Source organism: Nonomuraea guangzhouensis (genome assembly GCF_019396345.1).
GTDB lineage: Bacteria > Actinomycetota > Actinomycetes > Streptosporangiales > Streptosporangiaceae > Nonomuraea > Nonomuraea guangzhouensis.
The window spans coordinates 193443-206436 of record NZ_JAHKRM010000017.1; the positions used below are offsets into that span (position 1 = coordinate 193443).

Below are 12994 nucleotides of genomic sequence, written 5' to 3' on the forward strand. Positions count from 1 at the left end.
CCCCGGACCGTGGGTCCGGGACGGCGCGGGATCAGCGGTTGAACCAGTGGTACATGGGCGAGTCGGCGTCCCACTTGCCGGGGCGGCCGTGCTCGTCCTTCGTGACGAAGACGCTCGGCTCGGAGGCGGTCACACCGCCGCCGGCGGAACGCGCCACGACGAACCAGGCGTAGGCCGTGTCGTCCTTGAGGCGGTTCCAGGTGACCGAGGCGACCTGGCCCGAGGTGACCGTGCTCTTGCCGATGATCCGGCTGGGCTTGTAGAGCGCCAGGGAGTCGGTCTGGAAGCTGGTCGTACGGGAGGTGAGATCGACCGGCAGCACCATGTTGTCCTCGCGGCCGTTGTAGCGGCGCAGCGGATCGAACTCGGTGGCGCCGAAGTCGTTGAGCAGCGGCGAGTAGGCGTCGATGCTCAGCTCCGCCCGCTTGACGTTGAACTGCAGCAGCCGGAAGAAGCTCGCACCGAACTGGAGCTGGTCGTCCGGCTTGTACCCGCCGATCTCGGTGAGCCCGAGCCGGTCGGCCGACACCGTGTAGAACTGGTAGTCCGCCAGCAGCTCGACGACGCCGTTGCCGACCTGGCCCACCTTCGGCTTCACGTTGGTGCCCACGCCGTGCTCGTGACCGGCGAGGATGAGGAAGACGTTCGGGTTCTTCTCGACCACCGTCTTGTACAGCATCGAGCCGTCGGGTGCGGAGAAGCCGGCGCCGCGCCCGTCGGGGTTGGTGCTCGGCACGAGGTAGTCGTGCGAGAGCAGGATGCCGTTGCGGTCGGGGAACTTCTTGAAGATGGAGTCGGCCCATTCGGCCTCCTCCCTCGTCACGCCGAACGACAGACCGACCACGACGAAGTCCAGCCCGCCGGCCGAGAACAGGTCGTAGTGGTTCTGGTTGTCGCCTTCCTTCCACGGGCCGCCGTACTTGGCGTGCTGCCAGCCCTGTGAGGCGTCCTGGTAGCGGCTGGGGCCGTAGTACTTGTTGTAGATCGCCGCCGGCCCTTCCTCGGTGCCCGACTGGTTGTCGTGGTTGCCGGCGATCACGCCGTTGGGGATGTCGGCCTCGTCCAGCACGCGCTGCTGCTTCGACGACACCTCGAACTCGCCGGTGATCTGCTTCTGCGTGGCCTCGTCGGCGGGCTTGCGGATGTTGTTCTCGATGATGTCGCCGGTGTGCGCGACGTACGAGATCTTGCGCTGGTCCTTGTTCGCCTTGATCCAGTCGACGACGCCGGAGTAGGCGGACTCCCACACCGCGCGCTCCTCGGCCGTCTCCTGCTCCACCGCGCCCTCGGAGATGTACTGGGTGTCGGTGTAGTGGACGATCGAGAAGTCGTACGAGGCGGGGTCGTCGAAGCGGTTCGGGTCACCGGGATCGACGTCGTCGGCGAACGGGTCCTCACCCGTCACCAGGACGTGCACCTGCCGCCGGTCGATGTACTTCTCGTCGACCACGGCCGTGAGGGCCGTCTTGCCCTGAGCGGCGCCGCGGGCGCTCGTCAGGAGGTCCCACGCCTTGTCCTTGGTGTTCCACACCCGCAGCGACACCAGGCGCTCGGGGTCGATGGCGCCCTCCCAGCGCAGCACCGGGGCTTCCACGTGCCCCTCCACCCGGACGTCGTAGCGCTGGTAGGTGATGTCCTGGCCGGCGAGCGCGTCGAGCGTCTTGCCGTCGGCGGGGTCGAGCCCGTCGGCCTTGACCCGCTTCTCGCCCGGAATCCGCAGGGTCGTGGGGAGGGACTTGGCCGTGCCCTGGTACACCTCGTTCGGCGTGAGGATCTCGGCCTGCGAGAACGTCGCCGTCACCTTGCCGCCGTCGGGCTCGGCGACCTTCGCCGAGAGCTTGACGGGGTCGGACACGTCGACGGTCCCCAGCGCCGGGGTCAGCTCGGCGGGTACGTCCGGGATGCCCGCGGACTCGAACACGACCTCGCGGGTCGCGGCGTTGCCGAGCCCGTCGGCGCCGGTCACGGCCAGCGTGTGCTTGCCGGCTCGAAGGCCCGGCCCCACCTGAGCGCCCAGCTCGATCGGCTGACCGTCGAGCTTGACGTCCGGCCCGGACACCACGCCCGAGGCGTCCTCGAGCTTGACGTCCAGCACGACCGAGGCGGAGATCTTCTCGTTCTCGGCCGGGACGCTCTTGGCGACCTTCGGCGCCGAGTTGTCGGTGACCAGGAGCCGCGTGGCGGTCTCACCCGCCGCCGACGTGGCGGACAGCGTGTGCTTGCCGTCCTTGATGGCGGTGGTGTCGAGGTCGGCGCGCAGGCCGCGGGCCGGGGCGGCCACGAGGAATTCGAGGTCGATCTCGGTCAGCGGGTTCACGGTGTCGCCGCAGTTGCCGTCGCCCATGCCGTACGAGGTCTTGAGCATCTGTCCGGCCGCCGTGCCCGCCGCCGGGGTGAGGGCGACGTTCGAGATCGCGAAGTCGTCGCGGTTGTTGCCGCACGACGTCGGGAAGGTGCCGGCCACGAAGTCGATCGTGTTCCAGCCGGGCACCAGGAACTCGTTCGGGATCGTGAAGTCGACGCGGCGGCTGACGAAGTCACCGTCGAGCACGACCTTCTGGCCGTTGACCAGCACGTAGTTCTGGTAGCGCGCCTCGATCGAGTTGGTGCCCACGTTGAAGCTGAGCGTCGCGTCGCCCGAGCCGAGCGTCTCCATGACGTGCACCGCCGGGGCGTCGATCTTGTAGCGCAGCTCGGCCTCGCGCAGCGCGGTCTGGCTGCTGCCGCAGGTGCCGTCGCCCATCTCGTACGACGGCTTGATGTCCTGGCCGCTGACCGTGCCGCCCTCCAGGACAAGGTCGAGGTTGGCGATGGTGAAGTCGTCGCGGCCGTTGCCACAGGACTCCTTGAAGTCCCCGGCGACCACCTTGATCACGTTGTCGCCGGGCACCAGATACCGGGCCGGGACCGCGATGGTCACCCGCCGACTCACCCAGGTGCCGCCCAGGTCGATGCGCTTGCCGTTGACCAGCAGGAAGTTGTCGTACTTGTCGTCGATCGAGTCCGCGCCCACGTCGAAGCTGAGCTGCGCGGCACCGTTGCCGAGCGTGGCCTTCGTGACGGGCTCGGCGCCGTCGACGGTGAGGGACTTGACCCCGTCGCCGGCGCCGGCCGGGACGGTCGCGAAGACCGATTTGGTGCCCGCCACGAGCGTGCCGTCGGTGGGCAGCAGCCGCGGCGCGCCGGCCGGGGCGTTGTTCACGGTCACGGTGTTCTTGACCTTCGCGCCGGCCGTGGTCGTGGCGGTGATGGCGTGCTCGCCGTTGGCCAGCTTGGTCGTGTCCACCTCCGCGGCCAGGCCGGTGGTGCCCTGCGGGTCGGACTGGACGAAGAACTTGAGCGTGGCGCGCTTCAGCAGCGAGGTGTTCGTGCCGCAGCTGCCGTCGCCGAAGGAGAGGGTGTAGGGGTTGTCCTCGCCGTCCGCGACCTCGCCGAGCAGGGCGAGACCCACGTCGGACAGCACGAAGTCGTCGTAGTTGACGCCGCACGAGGACTGGACCGTCCCGACGACGATCTCGATGGTGTTCTCGCCCTTGACCAGCTGCTCGTTGGGGATGTCCATGGTGGCGCGGGTGTTCACGTAGTCGCCGATGTCGCTGCGGTGCGCGCCGTTGACGAGCACGTAGCTGTGGTACTGCGCCTCCGTGGAGTTGGAGCCGACGTCGAAGCTGAGCTTGGAGACGCCCACGGTACGGGTGGCGTCGACCGCGGTGCCGTCGATGTCGAGTTTCGTGACGCTGTCACCGGCCGTGGACGGGACCGCCGCGACCTTCACCTTGCCCTCAAGGTAGGAACCGCTGACGGGGGTGAGTGTCGGAGGGGTCGCCGGGCTCTGCGAGCTGGTGGGCGTCGGAGTGGGCCGTCCCTGCTCTTGCTGCGCCGGGTCGGGATCGGCGTACGCGGACGTGACGAGACTGCTCATGAGCAGGACCACGACCGTGCCGACCGCGGCGAGACGCCCTAAACCACCCCGTGATTTATGTGCTGCTGACCGCATCAGGTGCAGTCCCTTCTGTCCTTACGTGCCCTTGCGGCGAACACTTTCGAGCGCACCGGTGAACGGTGTGCATGGTGAGGCTGAAGAGAAAGCAAACGATCAAATGATTCTGCTCATCTGTTACGAGATAGGAGCAAATAGGTCACAAGACCGAACATCCTTACAGAACGGCATGACAGGGACGAGGCAAACTTTTCGGAAACGCATCCGATGTATAGCCGACCCAGAGCCGTTGACAGGCGTGGTTTTCTCTGGGATCACTGTCAAAAGATCCCATCTTTGAGGAGCGCCATGCGTCAGGACCTCGCCAAGTTGAGCCGCCGAACGCTCGTCGGTGGCGCGGTGGCGGCCATCGCCGCGCCCGCGCTCGCGAGCGGCGCCGTGGCGGGGGCCGAACCCACCAGTGCGGCGACGGGCCGTCCTTCGGACGCGTCCGCCGCGCTGCTGGACCAGTGGGCGCAGGCGCCCGGATCCCATCCCCTCATACCCGACATATCCCGCGCGGGCCACCGTCTGGGCGCCCGCCCGCCGCGCCTGGACGTGGTGACCCGGGTGACCGACCACGGCGCCCGCGCGGACGGGACGACGGACTGCGCCCCGGCGTTCAACGCGGCGCTGCGCGCGGCCGGGGAACGGGGCGGCGGCGTGGTGCTGGTGCCCCGCGGCACTTACCTACTGTCCTCACCGGTCTTCGTGCACTGGTCCAACGTCGTCCTGCGCGGCGCCGGCCGCGACGCCACCGTGCTGCGTTTCAGCCGGACGCTGGACGACGGTTACCGGCCGGCCCGGCAGTCCAACGGCAACAGCCGCTGGTCGTGGACCGGCGGGCAGGTCTGGTTCATGGCGGCCGAGCGGCGGGCCAGGTCGGAGGCCGAGGACTTCGCCGGTACCGAGGGCTGGCTGCTGGGCGACACCCTCGCGGAGGCCGGCGCCGCCTCCCGTGGCCAGCGGACGCTCCCGGTCTCCGGCACCGGCCGGCTGCGCGCGGGCGACATGGTGGTGCTCGAGTGCGACAACCCGCCGGACGCGAGCCTGCTGACGCATCTGGCCGGCGACATCCCCGGCGCCCGGCCCTCCTCCTACGACTGGCCGCGCCGGGCGCCGCAGCTCGTCACCGGCTCCGGCGGCCAGTACGTCCAGTACGCCACTCTCCAGTGGCCGGTCCGCGTCGAGGCGATCCTCGGCGACCGGCTGGTCGTCCTGGCCCAGCCGCTCAAGTACGACCTGCGTCCCGGCTGGCCGGCCCGGCTGCGCGCGATCGGACCGACCGTCCACGACAGCGGCGTCGAGCAGCTCACCATCCGCAACGAACTGGTCGAGATGACCGCGCACAACAAGCATCCCGGCTCGAACGGGGTCTGCTTCCAGGCCGTGCACGACTGCTGGGCGAGCGAGGTCCGCGTGGAGAACTGCGACCTCGGCTTCGGCTTCACCTCCGCCAAGTCGACGACCCTGTCCAGAGTCGTCGTGGGCGGCCGGTCCGCGCACCACAGCTTCGCCTGCCGGATGCAGTCGCACGACAACCTCGTCGACGACTTCGAGATCGAGGCGTTCACCGTGCCGGTGCCCTCGGGCGCCGTCCACCACGGCCTCAACGTGGAGGGCCTGTCCTCGGGGAACGTCTGGCGGCGCGGCCGGATGGCCGAGGGCACCTTCGACACCCACCGGGCGCTCCCGTACGAGAACGCCCGGACCAACATCACCCTGGTGAACAACGGCCGCGTCGGCGGCTCGGCCGCGTCCGGCCCGCTGTTCGGGGCCCGGATCGCGCACTGGAACATCCGGGTCACCGGCGGCAGCGCGTACGCCCTGACGATCGCCGACGTGGCCCCCCGCAGCGTGACCGTCGGCATCCAGGGCACCGACGGCACCGCCAGCGAGCTCACCCCGGACTTCACCGGTGACCTGGAGAGCCTCCTCGTCGAGCAGGGCTCACCGCCCCGCGTCACCGACCTGTACGCCGCCCAGCGCGACCGCACGGACTGACCGGCGGTCGCGCATCGCGTTCTCGTGACGGCTCATGCCCTCGCTGAGAGAGAGGTCAGCACGACGATGAGTCGGTCGCCGTGCCTTCGGCGCAGGCGCTGGCCACCAGCCTGGTGCGCAGGGCGGACAGGGTCGGCGCCGTGCCCGCGGTGGGCGCGACGGTCGTCGTGGGCGCCGTGGTCGTCGTGGGCGCGGTCTCCGGCTCTCCGGCGGGCACGGAGGTGGCCGTCGCGTCCGGCTTGCCCGTGGGCTGGGGGCAGAGGTCGTCGTCGCAGGTGGACGTGGGAGCCGGTTCGGCCTCTTCCTCGGGTACGTAGGTGTAGCCCAGGAGCTGCGCGGCCCGTTCGCCGTCCATGAGCGGGGCGATGACCGGGCTGCCCGCCGACTCCTCGACGAACAGGCCCTCTCCGATCGGCACGTGCACCGACTGGGCGTAGGTCAGTTGCGCCGGGTCGGTGACCGGGCGGCCGAGCAGCTGCTGGCGCGCGGCCAGGTTGTGGACGTACATGAGCCCTGTGCCGGCCGTGCCGATGGAGTCCTTGAGCTCGGCCAGTGTCGAGGTGGCGGGATGCTCGACCTGCAGTCTGATCTTCCCGTCGGCGTAGCCCTGGCCGAGCTGCCCGGCCAGGACCTTGTCCACGCGTACGACCAGGCTGGCGTACCGGATGGCGGCGTCCTCGCTGTCGTAGGCGACGATCGCGGAGGAGCCCTCGGAGTCGTCGGAGGCGAACGCGATGCCCGGCTCGATGTCCACGATCGTGCCCTGGACGAGGGCGGCGGCGGCCTTGAAGGCGGCCGAGTCCGAGGCGCCGGGGGTGACGTCGGCCAGCGAGTCGAACAGGTAGTCGCCGTCGCCCGCGCTCGCGCCGTAGCGGATCTGCGCCCAGAACGACTGCTCGGGGGTGTTGACCACGGCGCCGGCCGCGGTCCCCGTGATGACGGCGGCGACCAGGGTGGCCGCGATGACGAGCTTGTTCCGCATGGTCACCACGCTCCGTTGATGTGCGAGCGGTCGTGGCTGCTGTAGGTGGCGGTGGTGGACGTGCCGGCCTTCATGCATGAGGTGAGGTTCGTGTGGCCCAGCCCGATGCTGTGCCCGATCTCGTGGCAGGCGGTCTTCCTGCGGACGGTCGTGTTCGTCATGTCGGCCAGGTCGAAGCGGAGCTCGGCCCGGTCACAGGTGTATTCGCCGCCGATCTGGGCCAGCACTCTGACGCACTTGGTGGAGCCGGTGAGGTTCTTGCCGGTGCTGGAGCCGTCCCAGTCCTTGCCCCAGTAGTCGACGTAGTAGGCGTCGAACATCACCACGTCGGTGTGGGTGCCGGCGCTGCTGTCGTAGCCTCCGATGCGCAGATCGGTCTGGTAGTCCAGGTTGGCCATGCCGTAGTCGGCGGCGTACAGCATGTTGGTGGTGAGGGTGGAGGCGTTCCAGTAGACGTCGCGGTTGTCCGTCTTGGGGCAGCACCAGGTGGGGTGCCAGGCGTAGAAGCCGAAGGTGTTGGCGGTCGCGGGAATGGCGGTGGTGACCGCGGCCGAGGCGGTCGTGACCACCGCGAAGAGTAAGGCGAGAGCTGACTTGCGCATGGATGATCACTTTGGGATCGACGCGCGGCGGCCGGTGGAAATCTACCCAAACGGGAGACATACGCCAGGCGACGACTCAGCTCCGGTTGAACGGCACGGACAGCACGGCAATGATCGAATCCAGCCCCGGAACCGTGCGAAGGAGACTCATGGACCCCCAGCCAACGCCCGGCACGTTAAAAGCCCCGCCGCGCTCACCGTGGCTGACGATCGTCATCGTCTACCTCGGCGGGGTCGTCGCGGCGATGAGCCTCGGCAAGTTCGCCTCGGTGGGGCCGGTGGTGGCGGCCGAGCTCGGGCTGTCGCTGTCGCGGCTGGGCTGGGTGATCTCGGCGGTGGTCGGCGTGGGCGCCGTCGTCGGCCTGCCCGCCGGTTATCTGGTACGCCGCTTCGGCGCGGAGCGGTCGCTGGTCGCCGGCCTGGTCCTGATCGCGGCGGCCAGCGCGGTGAGCGTGGCCACCGGCGACTTCGCCTGGTTGCTGGCCGTCCGGGGCGTCGAGGGCATCGGATACCTGCTGGTCACCATCTCCTGCCCGGCGCTGATCCTCCGGCTGGCCCGCGAGCGGGATCGCGGCATGGCGCTGTCGTTCTGGGCCACGTTCGTCCCGATGGGGATCGGCGCGAGCACGCTCGCGGGGGGCGCGATGGGCTCCGCTCTGGGCTGGCGCGGCTGGATCGGGCTGCTCGCCGGTCTGACGTTCGTGATGGCGCTGGTGGTCTGGGTCCGGCTGCCGCGCGGGGCCGGGCGGCAGCCGGCGGCCGGGCCGGTCCCCCGCGCCGGGGCGCTGGTGTGGCCGGCGGTGCTCGCCGGGGCCTTCTGCCTGGCCGCGTTGGTGACCATTCCGGTGATCGTCCTGCTGCCCACGCTCCTCATCGAGCAGCACGGCCGATCGGCCACCGCCGCCGGCGCCGTGACCTCGGTGATCTCGTTGCTCAGTGTGTTCGGCGGGCTGGCCGTGGGAGTGCTGCTCCGCCGGGGCACGCCGGTCGGCGTCCTGGGGCTGGTCGGGGTGCTGACCGTACCGGCGGCCTGGCTGATGTACGGCGGCCCGGGTTCGGTGGCGGCCGTGCAGGCCGGCGCGGGGGTCGTCTCGATGGAGAACGGGTTCCTGGGAGCCCTCGTCTTCGCCGCGCTCCCGCTGGTGCTGGCGCGGCTCGACCACGCCGACGTCGGCAACGGCGTGGTCGCCCAGGCGGGCAGCCTCGGCTCGTTGCTCGGTCCGCCGCTGTTCGGCCTGGTGGCCGGCGGGCTGGGCTACCAGGCTCTGGTGCCGGTCATCGCCGTGGGCATCCTGGCCGCCGTCGGTCTGTTGGTGCTGGTCGGCGTACGGGTGGCCCGGCCGCGGCCGAGCGCCGGCTGAGCAGCGAGGCCGGGGGCCGTCCTAATCTGTCCCCGGTTCGAGTGCTTCGGCGGCGGTCTCCAGCGCGGCGAGGTGCTCGTCCACCGAGCGCAGTCCCGCCCGCATGGTGTCGATGGCGACATGCGTGGCTCCGGACTCCCGCCACCGGTGGACTGTCTTGTGCAGTTCGTCCGCGCTGCCGGCCCAGCGGACCCGGCCTTCCATGCCGAGCGCGGCCGGGTCGCGTCCCGCCTGCGCGGCGGCCGCCTCGACCATGGCCTTGGCCTCATCGAGCTGGGGGCCCGGAGACATCTGCGGGAACCACCCGTCGGCCAGCCGTCCGGCACGTCGGTACGCCACGGGCGACTGCGCGCCGAACCAGACGGGGATCGGCCGCTGCACGGGCAGAGGCGCCAGCCCCGCTCCCGTCACCCGGTCGAAGGCGCCCTCGAACGTCACCGAGGACTCGGTCCACAACCGGCGCATCAACGCGACCTGCTCCTCAACGCGCTTGCCCCGGGTGGTGAAGTCCTGGCCGAGGGCTTCGTACTCGACCCGGTTCCAGCCCAGTCCCACGCCCAGCCGGAACCGGCCGGTGGTCAGCAGGTCGACCTCCGCCGCCTGCTTGGCCACCAGGGCCGTCTGCCGCTGGGGCAGGATGATGATGCCCGTGACGAGTTCCAGGGAGGTCAGCGCGGCGAGGTAGCCGAACAGGACCATGGGCTCGTGGAAGGTGGTCCGCACGTCATAGGGACCGTCCCAGCCCTGATGGACCGCCGGGTCGGCGCCGACGACGTGGTCGAAGGCCATCACGTGCCGGAACCCGAGCTCCTCGACCCGCTGCCCGTAGGCGCGTACGGCACCCGCGTCCGCGCCGATCTCGGTCTGAGGAAAGACGACACCGATCCGCATACATGGCTCCCGTCAGGCTCCGGCGACTCCCGGACATCATCGCGTACCCGGCACCGGTCCTCACCGAGCGACCTTGCGCAGCACCACGCCGAGCAAGCGGTCCGTCGTCAGATATCCGGAATGGCGAGAGTCATGTGAGCGGTCCGCGTTGTCCCCCAGCACGACCAGGTGGCCATCGGGCACGCGGGTGCCTGGCGCGGTGCGCAGCGCGGGCACGGTGTCCCTCGGTATCGGGTCACCCGGCAGGGCCGCGACCCTCTTGATGATCAGGTACGGGCCCGTGCTCGTCCCGCTCAAAGGCGCGTCCGGCTCCGAGTGACCCGGTTCGGTGAGCACCACGACCTGCCCGGTGCGCAGTGAACGGGGTGGCGTCCGCCGAAGGACCAGGCGCTCGCCCGGCCGATAGGTCGGCAGCATGCTCTCCCCATGGACGGTCACCACCATGTACCGCCTGCGCAGCCGGACGACGGCGAGCACACCGCCGACGGCCACCAGCACGGCGATCGCGCCGATCATCGCACCGCTCCCGTCGGGTGGACCTCGTCCCGGTATCCGGTGGCCTGCCGGGTGAACAGCCGCGCGTACGTGCCGCCGTCCGCCAGCAGTTCGGCGTGCGTGCCCTCCTCGGTCACGACGCCGTCGGCCAGCACCACGATCCGGTCGGCGTCACGTACCGCGCCGAGCCGATGGGAGATCACCACGCTGGTCCGCCCGGACCGCAGACTGGCGAGCCGGCTGTGCACCTCGTACTCGGCTTCGGGATCGAGGCCGGAGCTGGGCTCGTCGAGGATCATCAGGTCCCGGTCGCGGCGCAGGAACGCCCGCGCGAGCGCCACCCGCTGCCACTGCCCGCCGGACAGCAGCACGCCCTCCTCCTCGCCCTCCTCGTCCAGGGTGAATCCACGGCTCAGCAGCGTGCGATAGCCGTACGGCAGGGCCGCGACGGTGTCGTGGACGCCGGCGTCCTGTGCCGCCCGCTCGACCCGCGACTGGTCCTGGGTGGCGTCCTGGTCGCCCAAGGCGATGTTGTCGGCCGCGGTCATCTCGTACGTCACGAAGTCCTGGAAGACCGCGCCGATCCGGGCGCGCAGCGTCTCCGGCGCCACGTCGCGGAGGTCCACGCCGTCCCACAGGATCGCGCCGCGGGTCGGGTCGTAGAACCGGCACAACAACTTCACCAGCGTGCTCTTGCCGCCGCCGTTGCGGCCGACGAGCGCGACCGTACGGCCGTGCGGGATGAACAGGTCCACGCCGCGCAGCACCCAGGGATGATCCTCGCCGTACCTGAACCAGACGTCGCGCAGCTCGATGCCGCGGCGCAGGGGTGCGAGCGACGCCGGGTCGCGTGGCGCCGGCAGGTCGGGGCCCGCGGTCACGATCGTGACGTGATGGTGGAACGTCAGCAGTTGTTCGTAGGCCATCACACCGGCCGACACCATGACGTTCAGCGCCGCCTGCACCCCGGCGACGGCCGCCACGAACATCGACACGTCGCCCACGCTGAGCTGCCCGCGGCCCGCCGCGATGATCGTCCAGACCAGCCCCACCCCGGCCACGATCGCCGACGTGGCCGACAGGCTCGCCTGTACGAAGAACTCCCGCCGGTCCATCCGGCGGCGCGCGGCGTTGGCGGTGCGCAGCTCGGCCAGCATGCGCAGGCGCAGGAAGGCACCGAGGTCGAAGAGGCGGATCTCCTTGGCGGCGTCCGCGGTCGACATCAGCTGGGCGTAGAACATCTCCCGGCGCTCGGCCGGCCCGATCCGCCACAGCATCGCGACCCGCTGCCGGGACAGCCGCAGCTCGATGAGCAGCGCCGGGAGGGCCGACAGCAGGACCAGGACGGTGAACGCGGGACTGATCAGCGCCAGCGAGCCGACGAACCCGGCGACGGTCATCGCGCTGCGCGCGGCGGAGGCCGCGGTGTCCACCAGCCTGCCCGGGTTGGTCGCGCTCTGCTGAGCCAGGCGCAGCCGGTCGAGGAAGGCGGGGCTCTCGAACGGGGCCAGTCCCGTGAAGCGGGTCACCGCCGCGAACAGTTCGTCCTTGGAGCGCAGCGCGGTCCGGCGGTCCACCTCGGCACGCAGGTACTGCGCGGCGTGCGTGGCCGCCACCGCGGCCGTCGTCACGGCGGCGAGCGTCACCGCCAGGCCGAGCAGGATGGTGGTCCGGCCTTGCGCCAGGCCGTCCAGCACCGCCTTCGTCAGCCAGGCCAGGGCGATCGGGGCGGCGGCGCCCACGAGTGTGACCGCCAGGTAGCCGAGCACGTGGACCGGCGCCGAGCGCCACACCATCCCGGCGGCGCGTAGCGCGCATCCCGCCAGGACCCGGGGCGTCGGTGTCGCCTCCGGCCCGCGGCTGGTCACGCCGGCGACCCGGCCGGCAGCCGAGAGACCCGGGACGCCGTCGCGAGCAGCTTGCCGCCCGCGGCCACCTGGAAGAAGCTCGGGAACGACTGGACCTGGAACGCGCCCGCGACCTGCGAGAACACGTCCCCGGTGATCACCTGCGCGACGGGTGACAACGTCGTGACGAGCTGCTCGGGATCACCCGACCCGCCGTCGACCACGGCCAGCACCCGTGACCGGTCCTGGCCCGCCGCCCAGGAGGCCAGCTCGGGAAGCTGCTCGTGGCAGCTGTTGCAGTCGGGCGACAGGAACGTGACGACCGTCCCCTCAGCGAGGAGGTCCCGCGTCACACGGGTTCCGTCCATGGTCGTCGCGTCGAAATCGCCGACGACCGCACCGACGGCCAGGCCTCCGCCCCCGCCCGCTCCGGCCAGGTCGCCCGTGCCGACGACCTCGTACAGCGCGTCGATCAGCTTCGTCTGCTCCCGCAGCCGCCGGACCACGCCGAGGGTCAGCAGCAGGTCCACCAGGCAAAGGGCGCCGACAAGGGCCACGATGGCGATCAGATAAGGCACAGGACATCTCCGTGTCGAAAGCTCATGAGGGTGTGCCCGGCCGCGGCCGACCACCGCCGGGCACCAGGAAAAAACGGTTACGAGCAGGCGATGGAACTCTTGCAACCGCCGCACGACACGTGGCCGTTCGGGTAGTAGCAGCAGTACTTCGCGGTGAACGCCGGGAACTTGCAGCACTCATAGCCGCAGTCGGTAGCCCGGGCAACGGTGTGCGGGGCGATCAGCTCGAGGAGCCGATCGGCCATTCTGGTCACG

Annotated in this window: 10 protein-coding genes; 2 read left to right on the forward strand and 8 right to left on the reverse strand. The window is 70.5% G+C overall.

All coding sequences use genetic code 11. The features are described from left to right. Positions 1-31: 31 nt before the first annotated feature. On the reverse strand, positions 32-3922 hold the full coding sequence (locus tag KME78_RS33125) for a metallophosphoesterase (protein WP_219533338.1): 3891 nt from the start codon (positions 3920-3922) through the stop codon (positions 32-34). 366 nt (positions 3923-4288) lie between these two features. Here KME78_RS33125 and KME78_RS33130 point away from each other — a divergent pair, with 366 nt between their 5' ends. Further along, a complete protein-coding gene (locus KME78_RS33130; protein WP_219533339.1) occupies positions 4289-5983 on the forward strand; it encodes a glycosyl hydrolase family 28-related protein in 1695 nt (564 codons plus the stop codon). 55 nt (positions 5984-6038) lie between these two features. On the opposite strand, the gene KME78_RS33135 is transcribed toward KME78_RS33130, so the two are convergent. Further along, complete coding sequence (locus KME78_RS33135; RefSeq protein WP_219533340.1) at positions 6039-6965, reverse strand: hypothetical protein; 927 nt, start codon at positions 6963-6965, stop codon at positions 6039-6041. A 2-nt stretch (positions 6966-6967) separates the two neighbouring features. After that, complete coding sequence (locus KME78_RS33140) at positions 6968-7567, reverse strand: hypothetical protein (protein ID WP_219533341.1); 600 nt, start codon at positions 7565-7567, stop codon at positions 6968-6970. A gap of 149 nt (positions 7568-7716) precedes the next feature. On the opposite strand from KME78_RS33140, the gene KME78_RS33145 reads away from it, so the two are divergent. Next, positions 7717-8928, forward strand: coding sequence for an MFS transporter (locus KME78_RS33145; RefSeq protein WP_219533342.1), 1212 nt, complete (start codon positions 7717-7719; stop codon positions 8926-8928). Positions 8929-8949: 21 nt separating this feature from the next. Here the strand turns inward: KME78_RS33145 and KME78_RS33150 are convergent, their stop codons facing one another. From KME78_RS33150 to KME78_RS33170, 5 genes are all read right to left on the reverse strand, one after another. Then, positions 8950-9819 carry an LLM class F420-dependent oxidoreductase gene (locus KME78_RS33150; protein ID WP_219533343.1) on the reverse strand — a complete coding sequence of 290 codons (870 nt, stop codon included), beginning with the start codon at positions 9817-9819 and terminating at the stop codon, positions 8950-8952. Between the two features lie 60 nt (positions 9820-9879). Then, positions 9880-10335 (reverse strand): S26 family signal peptidase, encoded by a 456-nt coding sequence (locus KME78_RS33155; RefSeq protein ID WP_219533344.1) that lies wholly within the window; start codon positions 10333-10335, stop codon positions 9880-9882. Then, on the reverse strand, positions 10332-12182 hold the full coding sequence (locus KME78_RS33160; protein ID WP_308127229.1) for an ABC transporter ATP-binding protein: 1851 nt from the start codon (positions 12180-12182) through the stop codon (positions 10332-10334). The genes KME78_RS33155 and KME78_RS33160 overlap by 4 nt, the downstream gene beginning before the upstream one ends. Beyond that, complete coding sequence (locus KME78_RS33165) at positions 12179-12739, reverse strand: thioredoxin domain-containing protein (RefSeq protein WP_219533345.1); 561 nt, start codon at positions 12737-12739, stop codon at positions 12179-12181. Before KME78_RS33165 ends, KME78_RS33160 begins: the two co-directional genes overlap by 4 nt. A 77-nt stretch (positions 12740-12816) precedes the next feature. After that, on the reverse strand, positions 12817-12993 hold the full coding sequence (locus KME78_RS33170) for a hypothetical protein (RefSeq protein ID WP_219533346.1): 177 nt from the start codon (positions 12991-12993) through the stop codon (positions 12817-12819). Between the last annotated feature and the right edge of the window lies 1 nt (position 12994).